General features: G+C 34.2%; 16 protein-coding genes and 1 tRNA gene. 10 read left to right on the plus strand and 7 right to left on the minus strand.

The window, feature by feature from the left end; translation table 11 throughout:
* Positions 1-386: 386 nt before the first annotated feature.
* The gene (locus ACE38P_RS05970; protein ID WP_007302310.1) at positions 387-755 is read right to left on the minus strand and encodes a TrbC/VirB2 family protein; all 369 of its coding nucleotides are present in this window, start codon (positions 753-755) and stop codon (positions 387-389) included.
* Between the two features lie 128 nt (positions 756-883).
* On the opposite strand from ACE38P_RS05970, the gene ACE38P_RS05975 reads away from it, so the two are divergent.
* The 4 genes from ACE38P_RS05975 (at position 884) to ACE38P_RS05990 (ending at position 6,794) form a co-directional block, all read left to right on the plus strand.
* Positions 884-1,699, plus strand: a complete 816-nt coding sequence (locus tag ACE38P_RS05975; protein ID WP_007302309.1) for a YihY/virulence factor BrkB family protein — start codon at positions 884-886, stop codon at positions 1,697-1,699.
* Positions 1,686-2,450, plus strand: coding sequence for an SDR family oxidoreductase (locus ACE38P_RS05980; RefSeq protein ID WP_007302308.1), 765 nt, complete (start codon positions 1,686-1,688; stop codon positions 2,448-2,450). Before ACE38P_RS05975 ends, ACE38P_RS05980 begins: the two co-directional genes overlap by 14 nt.
* A 437-nt stretch (positions 2,451-2,887) precedes the next feature.
* Positions 2,888-6,175, plus strand: a complete 3,288-nt coding sequence (gene carB / locus ACE38P_RS05985) for a carbamoyl-phosphate synthase large subunit (RefSeq protein WP_374699689.1) — start codon at positions 2,888-2,890, stop codon at positions 6,173-6,175.
* A gap of 271 nt (positions 6,176-6,446) precedes the next feature.
* A complete protein-coding gene (locus ACE38P_RS05990; protein ID WP_064085518.1) occupies positions 6,447-6,794 on the plus strand; it encodes a diacylglycerol kinase in 348 nt (115 codons plus the stop codon).
* Between the two features lie 6 nt (positions 6,795-6,800).
* On the opposite strand, the gene ACE38P_RS05995 is transcribed toward ACE38P_RS05990, so the two are convergent.
* The 3 genes from ACE38P_RS05995 to ACE38P_RS06005 are packed head-to-tail and all read right to left on the minus strand — an operon-like array spanning position 6,801 to position 11,632.
* A complete protein-coding gene (locus ACE38P_RS05995) occupies positions 6,801-7,754 on the minus strand; it encodes an RluA family pseudouridine synthase (RefSeq protein ID WP_374699690.1) in 954 nt (317 codons plus the stop codon).
* On the minus strand, positions 7,754-9,562 hold the full coding sequence (locus ACE38P_RS06000; protein WP_264682486.1) for a coiled-coil domain-containing protein: 1,809 nt from the start codon (positions 9,560-9,562) through the stop codon (positions 7,754-7,756). Before ACE38P_RS06000 ends, ACE38P_RS05995 begins: the two co-directional genes overlap by 1 nt.
* A 45-nt stretch (positions 9,563-9,607) precedes the next feature.
* Complete coding sequence (locus tag ACE38P_RS06005; protein WP_374699691.1) at positions 9,608-11,632, minus strand: ComEC/Rec2 family competence protein; 2,025 nt, start codon at positions 11,630-11,632, stop codon at positions 9,608-9,610.
* Between the two features lie 96 nt (positions 11,633-11,728).
* On the opposite strand from ACE38P_RS06005, the gene ACE38P_RS06010 reads away from it, so the two are divergent.
* The 3 genes from ACE38P_RS06010 to ACE38P_RS06020 all read left to right on the plus strand — a co-directional run bounded on the left by ACE38P_RS06010 (position 11,729) and on the right by ACE38P_RS06020 (position 12,842).
* A tRNA-Met gene (locus tag ACE38P_RS06010) sits at positions 11,729-11,805 on the plus strand.
* A 364-nt stretch (positions 11,806-12,169) separates the two neighbouring features.
* A complete protein-coding gene (locus tag ACE38P_RS06015) occupies positions 12,170-12,433 on the plus strand; it encodes a hypothetical protein (protein ID WP_374699692.1) in 264 nt (87 codons plus the stop codon).
* 13 nt (positions 12,434-12,446) lie between these two features.
* Positions 12,447-12,842 carry a hypothetical protein gene (locus ACE38P_RS06020; protein WP_264686884.1) on the plus strand — a complete coding sequence of 132 codons (396 nt, stop codon included), beginning with the start codon at positions 12,447-12,449 and terminating at the stop codon, positions 12,840-12,842.
* Between the two features lie 25 nt (positions 12,843-12,867).
* Here ACE38P_RS06020 and tmk read toward each other — a convergent pair whose 3' ends face one another.
* Positions 12,868-13,461 (minus strand): dTMP kinase, encoded by a 594-nt coding sequence (tmk, locus tag ACE38P_RS06025; protein WP_010403811.1) that lies wholly within the window; start codon positions 13,459-13,461, stop codon positions 12,868-12,870.
* 102 nt (positions 13,462-13,563) lie between these two features.
* Here tmk and ACE38P_RS06030 point away from each other — a divergent pair, with 102 nt between their 5' ends.
* The 3 genes from ACE38P_RS06030 to ACE38P_RS06040 all read left to right on the plus strand — a co-directional run bounded on the left by ACE38P_RS06030 (position 13,564) and on the right by ACE38P_RS06040 (position 17,113).
* Positions 13,564-14,136, plus strand: a complete 573-nt coding sequence (locus ACE38P_RS06030) for a thioredoxin family protein (protein ID WP_064085908.1) — start codon at positions 13,564-13,566, stop codon at positions 14,134-14,136.
* Positions 14,137-14,141: 5 nt separating this feature from the next.
* Entirely contained in the window at positions 14,142-15,860 is a 1,719-nt protein-coding gene (locus ACE38P_RS06035) for a monovalent cation:proton antiporter-2 (CPA2) family protein (protein ID WP_374699693.1), read from the plus strand.
* Positions 15,861-15,952: 92 nt separating this feature from the next.
* Positions 15,953-17,113 (plus strand): aspartate kinase, encoded by a 1,161-nt coding sequence (locus ACE38P_RS06040; RefSeq protein WP_374699694.1) that lies wholly within the window; start codon positions 15,953-15,955, stop codon positions 17,111-17,113.
* Between the two features lie 15 nt (positions 17,114-17,128).
* Here ACE38P_RS06040 and recF read toward each other — a convergent pair whose 3' ends face one another.
* Entirely contained in the window at positions 17,129-18,208 is a 1,080-nt protein-coding gene (recF, locus tag ACE38P_RS06045; RefSeq protein WP_264336463.1) for a DNA replication/repair protein RecF, read from the minus strand.
* Positions 18,209-18,216: 8 nt separating this feature from the next.
* A complete protein-coding gene (bcp, locus tag ACE38P_RS06050; protein ID WP_010403789.1) occupies positions 18,217-18,684 on the minus strand; it encodes a thioredoxin-dependent thiol peroxidase in 468 nt (155 codons plus the stop codon).
* Positions 18,685-18,743 lie beyond the last annotated feature (59 nt).

Here is an 18,743-nt window from a genome sequence, read left to right on the forward strand (position 1 = left end):
CACGCTTGTTAGCACATTATCAATTTAAATTATTAAAACTCGTCACACGGGGATTCTTTTGCCTTTTTTCTTCGTTTTGTAAATTTCTTAATATTTGTAACTAAAGTAATTTTCGAGAGGTGTTATGTAAGTAGCTGACACACAGCTGTACGAGCATTCATTTTTGAAAGTAAATTGCGTAGCAAATGGTGTCATTCTAGCGCGTGACGCTGGAATCTAGACTTTAACTGATATGATTACAGAAAGAGAATTTATTAGGTAGTTATAGACAGTGAAAGTGGCCATTTTAGCCACTTTCAAGTGAAGGGAATCTCAACAAAGGTTTATGATATAATGTAAAAGTATCGCCCCTCTTAAGCACTATTTTTACTATCTGTCTCAAATCATCAACTACATTGTCCTGATGCATTACGTCTTTTGTTTCCAGCACATTTTGCAACACATGTACCATTGATCATTTCCTGATTACTAGGGCAACTTATGCAAGCTTCTGCTACACCTGGTGCTATCACGCTCACAATTTTAGGTGCACCAAAAAACACAGCAGTAAATGCACCGAGTGCAAAAAGTGCTGGCCATGGCATTCTGCCAAATATTGCAAGCAAGGCTGCACCAATTATCACTACTGTAATCATCGGTCCACCTATGCTGTGAGTATAGTCTACTATCTTACATATTACTGCTGATGTTTCATCAGCGCTTGCATCAAACGCAAAAGAGAGAATTAAAGCTACAAGTAGAAGAAAATTTTTCATTATGCCTCCGTATTTAACGCTGGATTATCTATCATTTTGATTAAATTTAAGTAAACGGTGAGGATTTTTTACTTAAAAGTATGCTTTATTTCATTTAGAATACTTTTCTTAGTTTATTTATATTACAAGTGCTACAGAAATTTTATAGTATCGTTTATTGCCTTTATCGTGCTTTAATTGACACAATTTATAATGATGGAGTGGAGCATGCAGGGTATCTATCATTTTTAATCCTGTTATCAATATTTCCTTTTCTTATTGTTTTAATAGCCATGGCATCAACGTTCGCAAATTTCTTAGATCAATACAATGTCGGCTGGGCATTTATTATTGATAACATGCCACAGGATATTTTATCATCTTTGATGCCACGTATTAGGGAGATAATATCAGGCCCTCCGCAAAGCTTATTAACCTTGGCAATTGTAGGCGCTGTTTGGACTGCCTCATCGACAATTGAAGGATTTAGAACGATATTGAATAAGGCCTATAAAGTTCCGGTTTCATCGCCTTATATATGGAGAAGGGTGCTCAGTATATTACAATTTTTAGTAATTACGCTTGTTACAACTCTGACTATAGTATTTTTTACATTAGTGCCAATGTTAATTGATTTTTCTTACCAAGGGCTAAGTTATACTAGATATTTACTTATTGAGTTTGTGCTTTTTACTATAGTATCTTGGCTATATTTTACATTGCCAAACATAAAGCAAAACTTATCAGACGTATTTCCCGGATCTTGTGTGGCTGTTATTCTTTGGACGATCTCTGCTTCAGCTTTCAAGCAATATTTAAAAGCTTCCTTTGATCAACTGAATTTGATATATGGAAGTTTAGGTGGTGTGGTAGTATCGTTACTATTTTTTTATGTGCTAAGTTTGATTTTTATATATGGAGCAAAATTTAATTTTCAGCTAAAATATTTCAATGGATCTTGCTAAGGAGAAAGAAATGGGTAAGTTAGAAGGTAAAGTAGCTTTAATTACCGGGGCTTCAGGTGGAATAGGCTCTGCTGTTGCAAAAAGGTTTGTAAGAGAAGGTGCATGTGTGATTCTGATTTCAAGGTTTATCGATCACCTCAAGCCACTGTATAATGAAATTGAAGAGCTTAAAGAAGGCTATGTGAAACTAATTCAGCTTGATCTTTTAGACTTTGAAAACGTAGAAAAACTGGCAAATATGATAGAAAGCCCAAAATTATCAGAATCTGGCACACTTGATATACTGATTACATGCACTGAAATTTTATGTAAGTTGAGCCCTGTTCACGATTGTGAGCTTGAAGATCTACAGAAGGTAATGAATACAAATTTTACTGCCAGTTGGTACTTGCTAAAAAATTTGGGTCCGATACTAAAAAAGTCTAATGCTGGAAGAGCGATATTCATGACCTCAAAGATAACACTTTCTCCTTCCTCTTATCCATATTGGATGCCATATGCTGCAAGTAAAGTTGCACTAGAAGCAATGGTGAAGATATATGCATCTGAGACAAAACATACGAATTTGTGCATAAATGCCGTGTATTCGGAAGAGCCTATCGATAGTGAAATGTATAAGCAAGCATTTCCGGGAAAAGATATATCTGAATTGGTGCCACCTGATAAACTGACAGACAAATTTGTGGAACTTGCTTCTGAAGATTGTAGCATATCAGGACAAATCTTACCACTTAGCAAATCTCCCGAGTAAATTACCATAGTATCTGCAAAGATACCGTTAAGCCCACAACTGTATGAACATTGTGATTTGAGTCCACTAGGAAGGATGTCATCCCAGTGCCTCTATGGTGTCATTCCAGTGTTTGACACTGGAATCTAGTCTTTATTGTGCGGCCACTTATTTAAAGTTAAGTTTTCTGGATCCCAGACTGGGATGACACCTCTGGGCACTGCCGTCATAAAGGAACCAGTGTCAGCTACTTGAATGACATCATTTGCTGTGCAATTTACCTTCAAAAATGAATGTTTGTACAGCTGTGTGTCAAGCACTGAAATCTGCCACGCAAATTGCAATGTTCGTACAGTTATGCGTCAAGCCTAAAAGTAGTTAGCTAATAGGTTTAATAAAAATTCACATATACAGGAAAGATTGGTAACATTACTTGAATAGAGATCGTTATTGTAATTATGCCAAAACGCACAGATATAGAATCTATATTAGTAATAGGAGCAGGCCCAATAGTTATAGGTCAGGCATGCGAGTTTGATTATTCTGGAACGCAAAGCTGTAAAGTATTAAAAAGTGAAGGTTATAAAGTCATTTTGGTTAACTCCAACCCCGCAACTATAATGACAGATCCTGAATTCTCTGATGCAACTTATATTGAGCCGGTACTACCTGAAATCATAGAAAAAATTATAATTAAGGAGAGGCCAGACGCAATATTACCAACAATGGGAGGGCAAACAGCACTTAATTGTGCAATAAAACTTGCAGATGATGGAGTGTTAGACAAATACAACGTAGAATTAATAGGGGTAAATAGAGAAGCAATAAAAAAAGCGGAAGATAGAGAATTATTTCGCCAATCCATGGATAAAATAGGGCTAAAATACCCCAAAAGTATCATTATAAAAAATCAAGAACAAATAAAAAAGGCTTTGGATTACATTGGATTACCAGCAATCATCCGTTCATCATTCACTCTTGGTGGCGCAGGTAGTGGCATAGCATACAATAAAGAGGAGTTTTTCAATATCACAGAAAGTGCTCTAAAAATTTCACCAATAAATGAAGTTCAGATAGATGAATCAATTATCGGCTGGAAGGAATATGAAATGGAAGTTATCCGTGACTGCAAGGATAACTGTATAATAGTGTGTTCAATAGAAAATGTTGATCCAATGGGAGTGCACACCGGAGATAGTATCACAGTTGCTCCTGCTTTGACTCTGCGTGATGCTGAATATCAACAAATGAGAAATGCATCTATAGCAGTGCTGAGGGAAATTGATGTTAGTGCCGGTGGTGCAAATGTTCAGTTTGCAGTGAATCCTAAAGAAGATGGAAGCCTCGTTGTAATTGAAATGAATCCAAGGGTTTCTCGCTCTTCTGCACTTGCCTCAAAAGCAACAGGCTATCCTATTGCAAAAGTTGTCACTAAACTTGCTATTGGCTATTCGCTCGATGAAATACGTAACGACTGTGCTCCAATAATACCAGCAGCATTCGAACCAGTGATTGATTATATCGTCACTAAAATTCCTCGATTTGAGTTTGAGAAATTTAAGGGGACAAATTGTGAATTATCAACCTCCATGAAATCAGTGGGAGAAGTGATGTCAATCGGCCGTACTTTTAATGAGTCACTGCAGAAAGCTTTTCGCTCACTTGAAACAGGGCTCACGGGACTTGATGAAGTGTTTTCTGAAGACACAGATATTAAATCTCAGTTAGCAAAATTGCTGCCAAACAGATTACTGATTGCTGCTGACGCAATGCGCCACGGAATTAGCATAGAAGAAATAAATTCGATTACAGGTTATGATTTATGGTTTTTGCAAAATATACAGCAAATTATATTAGCTGAACAAAAAATCAAGGAAAACGGCCTTCCTGAAACTGCATATGAAATATTAGAGCTGAAAAAAATGGGCTTCTCAGATGCAAGGCTCGCAAAGTTAAGTAATAGACCTACCTCTGTCATCCCAGCTGGGATCCAAGAAAAAAATAGGTGGATTCCAGTGTCACGCACTGGAATGACATCAGAGCAAATTGAAGCAATGAGGAAAAAATTTGGTGTTAATCCAGTTTATAAACGTGTAGATACCTGTGCAGCTGAATTTGAATCGAGCACTGCTTATATGTATGGATGTTATGAGGGAGACATTACAAACAGGACAGAATGCGAAGCGGACATTTCTGACCGAGAAAAGGTTGTCATTTTAGGAAGTGGTCCAAATCGCATTGGTCAAGGTATTGAGTTTGATTATGCATGCGTTCATGCAGTTTCTGCCACCAAAGAAATGGGATACGAAACAATAATGATTAACTGCAATCCCGAAACCGTTTCAACTGATTATGATACCGCTGATCGTTTATATTTTGCACCACTCATTGCAGAGGATGTGCTTGAAATACTAAGTAAAGAGCAAGAAAATGGCACACTAGTTGGTGTAATAGTTCAAATAGGTGGTCAAACGCCTTTAAAATTAGCCAAAGTGCTGAACGAAAGAGGTTTTAATATCTTGGGTACATCTTTTGATTCTATTGACCTTGCAGAAGATCGCATGAGATTTAAAAATCTTGCTTTGCAACTTAATTTAAAACAACCTGAAAATTCTATCTGTCATTCAGTGGAAGAAGCGTTAATCAACGCAGAAAAGGTGGGGTTTCCATTAGTAGTGAGGCCATCCTATGTCCTTGGTGGTCAGTCTATGTCAATTTTGCATGATATTGATAGCTTCAAAGAGTACGTCCTGAATCACACTAAAATCTTTGAGCATGGTTCGCTGCTTCTTGATAAATTTTTAGTCAATGCAGTTGAGGTTGACGTTGATGCTGTATGTGATAGGGAAAGAGTTTTCATTGCAGCGGTTATGGAGCATATTGAAGAAGCTGGTATCCACTCTGGCGATTCAACATGTTCAATACCGACAAATACATTGAGTGACGAAGTAATAAAAGAGATCGAGCTCCAAACTGAGAGAATAGCATTAGCATTAAAAGTGAAAGGTCTGATAAACATTCAGTTTGCTGTTCAAGAGAGTGATGTATACATACTTGAAGTGAATTTAAGGGCTAGCCGTACAGTTCCTTTTATTTCCAAAGTAATCAATATTCCTATTGCAAAGCTTGCCACTCAGGTTATTTTGGGTAAAAAATTGAATCAGGAAAACAAGCCTTTCAATCATTTTGCAGTTAAAGCTGCTGTTTTTCCATTTACGCGTTTTTCGGGAATTGACACTTTACTTGGTCCTGAAATGAAATCAACAGGAGAAGTGATGGGAATTGACTTATCTTTCGGAGCTGCACTTGCAAAAGTGCACATGGCTGCAGGATACAAGTTACCAACAGAAGGAACAGCTCTGGTTTCAGTAAAAGATGATGATAAAGAGTATATATTGCCTGTTGTACGAATGTTGAAAGAACTGAGTTTTGAAATATATGCCACCAAAGGCACAGCTTTGCATCTGAACAATAACGGCATTGCTGCAAAAGCTGTAAATAAAGTGAGAGAAGGCAGACCCCACATAGTTGATATGCTCAAAGATGGAAAAATAAATCTAGTAATCAATACTTCAAAAGGTGTGAAATCAGTCTCAGATAGCAAAGATATCAGGAGAACTGCTATTTTGCAAAATATAGCTTATAGCACCACAGCTTCTGGGAGTAAAGCGTTAGCGCTTGCAATTCAATATGTAAAGAATAGCAAATTGGAAGTGAAATCATTACAGCAGATACAAAATATTTAAATATCAAGACTATAATAAATTATTACTTATTTCAAAATGAGGATCGTGTAAGCTAAGGAGAGAGAAATTTAATTAAAGGATTTTTGTGTCAGTATCAATATATAACTGCCTTGAGCGTTTGTTGAAAGGCTTTGTACTAATTTTCTTGATTCAAACAATATGCTAGACTTTAACTTAAAAATCTTTGTAAGTGATCACGACTGAAAGGTGTTTTCATGCATTTTTTACCTGAGTGCAATAAGTGTAATTCATTGAGTTTCCAAAATTGATAATGAAGAAAAGCATTACTCGTCTAATAAAAGCAATTCAATACTCCTGTGAAGGAATAAAATCAGCTTTTGTATCAGAAGTTGCGTTCAGACAGGAGTTACTGCTTTTTATAATATGTGTTTCAACTTTGTTTGTTTTAGATGTAAGTAATTTAGAACGTGCAGTAATGGTAAGTAGCCTATTTTTGGTGTTAATTGTAGAAATTATTAACACTGCTTTTGAAACAATAATTGAGCGTATTTCCAGTGAACAACATATACTTTCAAAAAAAGTGAAAGATCTAGGTAGTGCAGCAGTTTTTCTCTCATTAATTAACTTCTTGATAACATGGATGATAATATTGATATGAATGTTGTTAAGATATATTTTCAAATTCACCGATTAAGACTTGCATGTCTTGTGGTAAATCAGAAACAAATTCTATATATTCTTTACTTTTTGGATGATATAAGCCTAGCGTGTGAGCATGTAGTGCCTGTCTATTGAAATTACGGATAAAGTCAGAGTTTTTAGCATGTTTTTCACTTTTACTACTATTTTTTCCGTAAACTTGATCACCAACTACAGAATGTCCTATGTGGCTCATGTGTACTCGAATTTGGTGTGTTCTGCCTGTCTCTAAAGTACATTTAACCAGGCTTGCTTGCCCTATAATTTTCTTCACTGAATAATGAGTGATTGCTAATTTACCTGCTGTTTTTGTGACACACATCATTTCTTTATTACTGCGTTTTGGAGCAATATGGGTTTTTACTGTTCCTTGCAGATTAGGTAATGCTCCCCAAATTACTGCTAAGTATTCCCGTTTTATTTTACGATTTGATAGCAGTTCAGACAAGAAGCTGTGGGATTGTTCATTTTTTGCAATTACCATGAGTCCACTAGTATCTTTATCAAGCCTGTGAACAATTCCTGGTCTTGTATTTATATATGGAATTTTGCCAAGGTGAGCGATCACTGCATTCAGGAGTGTATCATTGTTTGTTCCAGCACCTGGGTGTACTGTTAATCTACTTTGTTTACTCAGAACTATAATGTCCCCATCTTCGTAGATGATATCAAGCTTTATATTATAGTTAGGTCCAATTGATGTGGATATGTCAGGTTGAACGAGATGTACTATATACTCTTCACCTGGTTTTACTATGTGGTCATTATTAATTATCGGCGTGCCAAGTAATGTTACCCGCTCATCTTGTATCAATCTTTGTGCTTTACTGCGTGATATGTTACACTTTTTAGCTATGTAAGTATCTAGCCTTAATTTTTTTTCGTCACTATTAACATTTAAGGTTATATCTATGGTCACTACCCTGCGCAAGCTACTTTGAATGCTGCATGAACATCTGGATTCACAAAATCAACTTTTGTACTAGGTTGAATTTGAAGGCCGTCTTGTTTTTTAATATGGCAAATTGTTTGAGAGCCATCTTTCCAGTAAATTATTATTTTATTATCAAAATCCCGTAGCGTTAACTCCCTCTTTTCTTCTTTTTTATCTTTTTCTTCTAGCTTAATAGACTCTAATAAATAATATAGAAAGTCACTTGCTTTACCGTTAACTTTTTTTCTCCATTCATCCATTTTTTCTTGTTCAGATAATTCTTTTTCCAATTTTGCATTTTCTTGCTCCAGCTCTTTCATCCTTTTTTTTGATTTTAATAATCTATGTTTTTCTATTGCTTTTTTCTCTTCATCTCGCTGTTTTTCAAGAGAAGTAGCAGTAATACTGCCTTCACTGCTATTAGGTTCATTTGATTGAGTCTGTTTATTCTTTAATTCTGCTAGCTCATCTTTTACTTTTTTTAGTTCTTCTTCTAATTCGTTCTTTATCTTTTCCGCTTCTTCTTTTTGTTTTTCCAATGTATCTATGAACTCACGATCATCGCTAATTGTTCTTTCTCCAGATTGAAAAAAGCCAACTAATCTGCTTGGTTCAAATCGCTCAACCTTATCTTCAGCGATTTTAATAGTATTCTCTAAACTAGAAAAAATGCTTTCAATTTTTAGTGAATTTGTTCTTTTTGCCAGCTCTTTAGCTTCGCTTAAAATGACCATCATTTCCTTACGCAACTTATCTAAATCTTTTTTGATGTCTCCTCTAATTCCTTGTAGATGAACAAGTGTTTCTTGAATTTCATCATTTGCAGGTTTTAGAAGTTTGCTATCAAGTAGATCTTTAGCTTCATCTAAGCGCTTATCAAATGAGTCAACAATTTTATCTGTAAAATTAGTCAAGTGCTTATCTAGTAATTTTATTAATCGAGATATTGGATCATTTTCTTCCTCATCTTTTGTCTTTTTTTCCATTACCGATACAAAACCACCTCTTCTGCATGGAAAGAGAATATCTAAATTATTAAATTTTTTAACAATATTATGATTATTGTTTATCTCATTGGTTTTTAGCTTGCTGAATGTTATACATATTCCAACGATAGCAATGATACTAGCCAGTACAACTGGAACCCATTCCAAAGCCTGAATATTGGCAAAGCTCAATCTATTTTGTATTAACGCACCAACTATAATTACAGCACTAATTACATATGGTATGGTAAGAAAAATGGCCTTATTTTTATTCTCTTGTATTTGATTATCTAATATTTTTTTCTGATTTTCAGAAATTGGCAAAACTATTGAAAAGTTTGCTTTTTTGGAATCTATAAGACTTAAATTTGGTTTTATCTCTATTTTCAGAGCATTTTCAGCGATTTCACTCATCTCGTTGTCTTTGCCACCTCTAATTTTATTATTTATTAATTCCTCTATCAACTTTTCTCCTTCTTTTATCTCCTGCTTATGCATATATCTCATAGCAGAAGAGGCTACAAAAGTTGTTAAAAGAATAATAGAAACCAAAGTGTAAATTGGCATGAATGTTGGGTTAAAAATATCTGTAATAAACCTTAGATCATTATGGGTTATTATTATTGCAGCTACATAAGCCAAAGAAAATTGAAGCCAAATATTTACAATCGCTATGGGTAGAGTGTTACTTACAGAATATTTCTTTGTTGCACGCCATAACCTAGGAAAAAAACCAATAGCATCATCTATTTTGGCAAAATTATGATCTACTTTAACATTGAAAGGATTTGTTGTATCTAAAGGCATAAATTTCCTTGCATCCTAATTAAGTAATTATATATAAATGATACTTTAAAAACAAGTTTTTGGCTTATGCCAAGGACGATTAGAACGGACTTTGCTAACCTTTATGCCACTATTTGCTAGCCAAACAGAGTGTGTGCCATATGCCTCTAAGTCAGAGTATTTGATGATTTTAGTATTGCAAGCTGGATAGTTAAACTTGCTTAACTGAATTACTAGATCGACATTGTTACAATTTTCTAAAATATCTTCTCTTTTATGAGCTAGCAACACTGACTTATTATTTCCTTTATTATATGTACAGTCATAATCATTACATTTTAGCCTTTTGTTTGAATTACTGAATTTAGTATGATTCACAATTTGATTCTGCCCGTTTTGCTTTGCCCACGTTTTGACAACAAAATTTCTGTTTTTTCTAGTAAGGGAATATAGTAAATTGTCATCTTCTTTTACAGCAAGATTATCAGCACTGACTAGAATGTCAGGAGTTGTATACATAGCGCTAGAGAAAATACCTAGCACAATAAAGAAAATTCCAAAGAAACGCCAATTCCTTTCCCACAAGCATAACCATAATAGCCCAAGCGTTATTATAATAATTAATGAGGCAGGAAAAGTGCGAATAGGAATAACCAAATACTGAAGACTGGCAATTGCGTTTGTTATATATAAAACGCTGTCAATTGGGCGTTCCATGAGAGGCGTTATAATCCACTGAGTACCTAAAGGAATCAATAAAACATAGATTATTCCAAGTGGAATAATAATGAGTGTAACTATTGGTATAGCAATCAAATTTGTGATAATGCCACTGATTGAAAAATAGTTAAAATTGTATATTGTGTACGGAACAGTTGCTAAACTTGCTATTATTGAGCTGATCATTATCGACACAAAATATTTTATTATTTTTATTTTGAATAACTTATTAGCATTGATCTGATAGCTGGCAACTAGTGCCAAAACAGCAGAAAATGACATTTGAAAACCTGGCTTTAAGATTGCTTCTGGCTCCACTATGAGTATCACCGAAGCAGCAAACGCAATTGCTATTAATCCTCGATATTTCCTTTCTATGATTATTGCAACAAGTACCAAGATCACCATGATGTAGGCACGCTGAGCAGAAATTTGCATACCGGTAATCAACAAATAAAAGGTAGTTGGCAAGATAGTAAAGAATGCAGATATTTTTTTAGTGTTATATTTAAGAGTCAAAGTTTCAGATATTGCAAATAAATTACGGAATACTATAAAAAATAGACCAGCAACAAACGATAAATGTAAACCAGATATAGCGAATAAATGTGCTATACCTGAATCTCGTATCGCATTCATAGTTTTTTGATCTATCCCGTCTTTTTTGCCAATTAATAATGCAGAGATTATGTCCGCGTGTGGCTTTTTGGTATTTTGCTGTAGGTTTTCATAGATATATTGACGGAAAGATTCTATATACTCTTGAAATTTTCTTGCTTCAGCCTTTTTGTACAGGACTATTTTGCTTGTTGCAAAGCCTGTTGCACTTATTTTCTGATAATATGCTATTCTTGCAAAATCATATGCATATTCCGAAGGCGCAATTTTTGGAGGAAAGAGTTTTGCTGATAATTTTACTTGATCCCCTATTTTAATGCCTTCTTCCGCTTTGGTTTTAACTGATATTCTGATGTTATCCAGCTTGAACTTCGTGTTTTTTATTTCATAAAGCAAAAATTGTTTATATGAGCTCCTATCGTTAATATCCTTCACTGTAGCAACAATATCTTTCACATACCTTTCCTTATCAAGAATGTGAGTATTAACTGAATCTGTTCTGAATTTGCTGGCTGTAAATCCTATGAGCACTGCAATTAAAGAAATGCATAATATTGCGTATTTCCTGTATAATATTGCAATCAGAATTAGTATAGGTGAAAGCAAGAGAAAAATAGATATAGTGAAAGCACAGCTTGGTTCAAAATTTAATGAGAAATAGGTTAAAATTCCTGCACACTGAAAAACAGGGAACCACAATATCAAGTTATATTTTTCATTGCACAGATTGTTATGTATATAATTTACTATCATGTTAAGAAAGGTTAATAGATATATAAATATATGTAATAGTGTGATTTTATTCTTTTATTTATTATTATTACGCATATAATAATAAATAAGCAACGACGCGGGATGGAGCAGCTCGGTAGCTCGTCAGGCTCATAACCTGAAGGTCGTAGGTTCAAATCCTACTCCCGCAACCATCTTTCAATTGTACAAACATCGCGATTTCTCTTATTATAATAGCAATGGTATTTCTGACTCAAAGCTTGTTTTTGACCTGTAGGCTCAATCGCAACATTCAGTAAAAAACTTAAGGTATTTATTGGTGAATTACATTAAATTATAGTGGCTGCATGTCTTTTTTATTTTTTCTACATTTAGCCAAATCACGCTTGTTAGTACATTATCAATTTAAATTATTAAAACTCGCTATTCGGGACTTCTTTTGCCTTTTTTCTATTTGGTTGGATGATTTTATAAATTAATTAAAATATTCATAATGTTGATTTCTTATCACAACAATGCTATTATTAAGCTAATATTACTTTTAGTGAGGTATGAGCAATGGTTGATGTGGCTTTTATTGGCGTAAATACGGTTATTGATAACGGATACAGAAGAAAAATAAAACTCGTTATGTCAGGGTTATTTTTAGCTGTATCAGCAGCAACTGCTATCTGGTTTATCTTTCCTGGATCGCAAAATGTACTTGCTCCATTCTTGCTTCCAGCTATATTCCTTCTCTTGACTCTGTCTATGGGATATTATACGTTTCTTTTTGGTTGTGAGAAAAAATCTGTAATAGAAAATGTTCTAGGTATCTGCTGAGTCAGTTAAGAGAGTGCGTTGCCAAGACGAGATCGAATCTTTGCTAGCAAAAACAAGAGATATCACAAAAAATAAGTTTTGTAACATACTGATTAATCTTTGTTTTGAGGATCGTATCAAAGCGCACAAACTTGCTTTATATGTAAGAGAAATTGATAGCGTTGCATCCTCGATAAAAGACGAGGATCTGTTAAATCACTTTGATCAATTTTTTACCATAACTGAAGTAAGCAATAAGAATAGTAGAAATGAGCTAATTAATCGCGCAAGAATATATAGAACAATAAGTGAAAAACCTAAAAATGAAATACAAAGTTTTTTAGCTAATCAAAAAGAGAGTCTTTCGTATGAAATAACGTCACCTAAAATTGATAATTTTTTACCACAGGTTAATGCAGTAACTGTTTAGGTTAGCAAAAGTTCAATACGTATAGCTAAGTCTTTGCAATATCAATAATTTCATTGTGTACATGATTATCACTTTTTTTTTCAATTCCAGTAATAACATTACATCTATTAGATTCTTTTATAGCTATTTCTTGAAATCCTTTTCGAATTTTATGATAGAAATCAATGCTCATTTCTTCATACTTATTTTTATCCTTTGCTCTGCTGAGTCCAACTTGAACATCAATATCTAAAATAAATGTGATATCTGGATATTTAATTTCCACTAATTTGTGTAAGTCTCTTATTAGACTCAAGTCAACACCTAGTCCATACCCTTGATACGCAATAGTTGAATCGATAAATCGATCACAAATAACTGTCTTTCCCTCTTTAAGAGCTGGCAATATTAATTTTTTCATATGTTCGTGCCTCATCGAGATAAGCAGCAAGAGTTCAGAAATAGGATCAATATTATCCTTAAGTAGTAATCCTCTTATTTTTTCTGCAAAATCAGTACCACCTGGTTCTCTAGTCAATACGACATTATTTTCACCGTGAATTTGCTTGAAATAATTTGCAAGTAACTCAGACTGTGTTGTTTTACCAGAACCATCTATTCCTTCGAAGGTTATGAACATAAATTTTATAATTACAATGCTAAATGCAAGCAGTGTACATAGAAACCATTTGACATTTAAGCAATAAGATCATAAATTATGGTATACAATTCTCTATGAGCTATGGTTACGCTAGACACTCCTAAGATAGATTTAGACTTTACTGCAAAGAATTTCAATCTCCTGGGAGTGGATAACAAATATTATACATTAAGTGACTGCTATGGGGAAAATGGTCTCATTGTAATGTTTATATGCAATCACTGTCCTTACGTTCAATCAATTATTAGCAATCTAGTAAGCGATGTTAATTTGTTGAAAAAAGATTATCAGGTAAACACCGTTGCAATCATGCCAAATGATGTAAATGAGTACCCAGAAGACTCCTTTGAAAACATGATTAATTTTGCCAAGGAAAATCAGTTTACATTTCCATATTTGATTGACAATAACCAAGAAGTAGCTAAAGAGTATGGTGCTGTTTGTACCCCTGATTTTTTTGGCTTTAATTCCAAACTAGCCCTCTGCTATCGCGGGCGTTTTAACAACACAAAAAAAGAGAAAGTTCAAAATTACGAAGTAGGAAGTAGTGATTTATTTCAAGCCATGAAATTTATTGCAGAAACTAGCAATCCTCCAGTTGACCAAAAATCAAGCATTGGTTGTTCAATAAAATGGTCTAATTCTACAGGTTAAATATTATGCACAGCGGCTCTCAGCATTTGTTTGATATTATAATTTTACTCTCTGCTGCTGTGTTTATAGTCATAGCGTTTTGGAAAATGAATATTAGCCCAGTACTTGGTTACTTTGTTGCAGGTGCATTGATTGGTTCTCATGGATTTAATCTGATACATTCAGTTGAAGTAATGGATAACTTTGCAGAGTTTGGCGTAGTTTTCCTATTGTTCATTATAGGTCTTGAATTGACATTTGAACGCCTTATCGCTATGCGTAGGCATGTGTTTGGGTTTGGTTCCCTTCAAGTTATAGTTACCATGATAGCAATATGGTGCATTGCTCTTGCCTTTGGAGTAAATACAAACATGGCAGCAGTTATTGGTGGTGGACTTGCACTATCCTCAACAGCAATAGTGTTGCAGGTTCTGCAAGAAAAGGGTTCTCAAGCAAGCCAAGTTGGTAGATTGTCAATAGCAGTGCTACTAATGCAGGACTTTGCAGTGGTACCTCTAATAGTACTAGTGCCCCTGCTTACTGGCAATTCTGAACACAGCTTAATAAGCTCGTTGGCAGGCTCATTAGTGCAAGCAGCTATTGCATTGGTGTTGATATTTGTAACTGGTAGGTTATTACTGAGGCCATTGTTTTCGGTTATTGCCAAAATGGAGAGTAATGAAATCTTTATATCAACAACACTTCTGATAATATTAGGATCAGCATTTATTACTGAACAATTTCATTTATCAATGGCATTAGGCGCATTTGTTGCTGGGTTACTAGTTGCAGAAACAGAACACAGGAATTCGGTAGAACATGCAGTATTGCCATTTAAAGACTTATTTCTTGGTTTATTCTTTATGACTGTTGGCATGTCTATTGATATTGACCTTTTACTCAATAAGTTACCACTCGTTACTTTATTATCAATTATCCTTATCGTTTTAAAGACGTCCATTATATATACATTGTGTAGATTTTTTGGATTTAGAAGTGCACCTGCAATACAAGCTGGATTACTGCTTGCACAAGGCGGTGAATTTGCATTTATTTTATTCCGTTTAGCAGATGAATTAGATGTACTATCAAGTGAAATCGCTCAAGTGCTTATGATGGTAACTACAGTAACTATGGCTTTTACTCCTCTTTTATCGGGAATTGGAGACTGGATAGCAAATTCATTTAGCACTGAAAAAATAATACTAGACGATGAAGCAATCGGAACAGACACACAAGACCTTTATAATCACGTAATAGTTGCTGGATTTGGTAGAGTGGGATATATGGTAACAAAAATGCTTACTGCAGAGCATTTAAGTTATGTTATTGTAGATATTCAATCAAAAATAGTAAAAGAAGGAAAAAATGACAGTTTTCCTATATATCTTGGAGATGCTACAAGATATGAAATTTTAAAATCAGTAGGAATAGAAAGAGCTCAAGCTCTTGTGGTTTCGATAAAGAACGAAGTTACTATAAAGAAAATAGTTTCTCTAGTTGCAGCAAATTTTCCGCATGTAAATATTATAATACGTTTGCCAGATTTGAATAATGTGGAGGTTTATAAAGATCTAGGGGCTAGTAAAATTATTCCCGAAACATCTGAAATTGGATTGCAGCTAGGTGGAGCAGCATTAAGTTTAAGTGGAATTAGCGAAAGTGGAGTTACATCTTTAAAAGGTAAATTTAGAAAAGGCAACTACAGTATGTTAAAAGAACTTGGTAATGATAAAGATGAATAGCCCTATATCACTTTAATTAGTGACCAGAAAAAACACATTTAATTAAACAACTGTACTCTCTAGAAAGGTGAAAAATTGACCTTATTGTAACTATGAACAAAATAATCATAAAAAAATTTGGTGGGACTTCACTAACTGACTTAAATCGAGTTGCAAACCTGATAAAAAATGATATTGAGAAAGGTTGTAATGTAATCGCTGTTGTATCTGCTGCTGCAGGATTCACTGACCAAATGGCTTTTCAAGCTAGGCAAATTTCAAATTTAAATTGTAGACAAGAGTTATCAGAGTATGATGTTCTCCTTTCAGCAGGAGAACAGATCTCTTGCGCATTATTAGCTATCACTCTTCAATCTATCGGAGTTAATGCTAAATCATGGCTCGCCTGGCAGTTACCAATTGTAACGGATAATTTTTATTCTGAGTCTAAAATAAAAAAGATAAAAATTGACCATGTAAAAAGATCTTTTGCTGAGGGTTATACTGCTGCAATCATTGCTGGTTTTCAGGGTATACACGATGATAGAATCACTACTTTTGGTAGAGGAGGATCTGATATCTCAGCAATTGCCTTTGCTGTAGTCTTTGGTATTAGGACTTGTGAAATTTTTACTGATATTGACGGAATATATACAGCAGACCCAAAAATTGTTCCAAGGGCACGCAAGCTTAAATCTATCTCTTACAATGAAATATTGGAGATGTCGTCATCTGGTGCTAAAATATTGCATAATCGTTCAGTACAACTTGCAATGAAGCATAATATTAAGGTGCAGGTGTTATCCACTTTTGAGGAAGTAGAAGGCACTACAGTACTACACGAAAAAGATGTACTGGAAAGATACTTAATTACTGGAATAACTTATAGCACTCACGAAGCTCTTGTAACTTTTACTAACTTTGCAAATACTCTGGATACTTTAAGAGATATAGCAGGAGCAAACGTTAAAATTGACATGATACATGGGTCAAGCTTTTTGATTTCTAAATTTGATGTTGATTTAATGAAAAAGTTATTGAACAAAAATGAAAATTATGTCGTAAACAATAATATAGCTAAAATTTCAATAATTGGTATTGGTGTTATGTCTAACACTGAAGTGATGTACCGCACACTCAAGGTTTTAAGCGAAAAAAAGATAGAAATACTTGCTGTCACAATGTCCGAAATCAAGATCAGTATAGTTGTTCAAAAAAAACACGCTGAGGCTTTAATTAGAGATTTACATACCGAATATGAGCTTGATGTATGACAGCACGCTTGAAATTTATTTACTTGATAATTCAAAAAACTTGAAAGAGCAAAGATAGTTATTGAAATTATCTTGATTTACATCGGTTATCCAAGTTTGACATTGAATGCTTAACACCTCCTCCATTAACACCTTTCTGTAATCTTTATCCAGATGCGACATTATATCGTCAAGCAGAAGAAGAGGTGCTTTATTGTAATGAATACACCTTGCTTTTACACTAGATAAGATGATAGAAAGCAGTAATAGCTTTTGCTCTCCAGTAGAACAAAGATTTATTGGCATGTCCCCTTTTTGGCAAAAAACCCAAAAATTATCATTATGTACAGAAAAGGTTACTCTACCAGTTAATGAGTCTTTTTCTCTGTTTTCCTTTAGACGATTCTGAAAATATTCTGCAGTATCGTCCAAAGTTAGCTGGCTGCTGAATTTCAAACTTGCCTTCGGAAAAAGCTTACAGGAATGGTTATCAATTGTGTCTTGTAATATCTTTAAAACAGATGATCGCATACGTAAAATATCAATTGCATTGGTAGCCATGACGTTTTCAAGACTAGAGAGCCAACTTTCGTCCAAAATATTCTCTCTAAGCAATTTACTTCGCTCATGCTTAGCTTTTCTATATTTCATGTAGCAATAGGTGTAATTTTCTTCAAATAGTGAAACTATACGGTCTAAAAATTTTAACCTGTCACTTGGAGAATTAAGAAGAATATAGTCCATTTGTGGAATTAGCCATATTACATTAGATATTCTATACAAAGATGAGTAGCTTGACTGCGTTTTCCCATCAATTTGTATTAATTTCTTATTAAGATTCTTTCCTATACCAATTGAGTTAAGCTCTGCTCCATTGAAAAAATCATAATACACTACCCAACTTTCATTACTGCGCCTATTTTGCATCTCATTGATTTTTGCTTTTTTCATTCCGTTGCTTTTAGCAAGCAATGAGATTGCTTCAAGTATATTAGTTTTTCCAATACCATTTTTGCCAGTTACTACAACTGGTCTATCATCTAAATCCAGTTCAAAGTTTGAATGACTACGAAAGTTATATAATTTCAGTTTTTTTATATAGCAATGGGTAGTCATTCTTTAATTTATATTCTCCTTACTTCTTCTAGAACCTCATCAACATGTCCACTAACTTTTACGTTTTTCCAGATCTTCACTACTTTACCTTTTTTATCTATTAAAAAAGTAGTGCGCTCTATTCCCATATACTTTTTGCCAAACATGCTTTTTTCTACCCAAACACCATATTTTTCCAACATTTCAGCATTTTCATCAGAAACTAAAGAAAATGGCAAAGAATATTTTGCTTTGAAGTTAGCGTGGCACTTAACGCTATCTTTTGATACACCAATTATCACTGTGTCAAGAGAAGAGAAATTTTCTATTTTGTCTCTAAAGCCTTTTGCCTCCATTGTACAGCCCGGAGTATCGTCTTTAGGATAAAAATAAAGGACTACATTTTTTTTATCAAAAAATTCACTCAGCGATAAAATTTCGCCAGAATCTGTTGGCAAACTAAAATCAGGTGCATTATTTCCTACTGTTAATTCCATACTTTGCTCCATTATTAACACTTTTATGGTACTATAGTATATTGTAATAGGAAGGGAGG

It is taken from the genome of Wolbachia endosymbiont (group A) of Limnophora tigrina, from assembly GCF_964263225.1.
GTDB lineage: Bacteria > Pseudomonadota > Alphaproteobacteria > Rickettsiales > Anaplasmataceae > Wolbachia.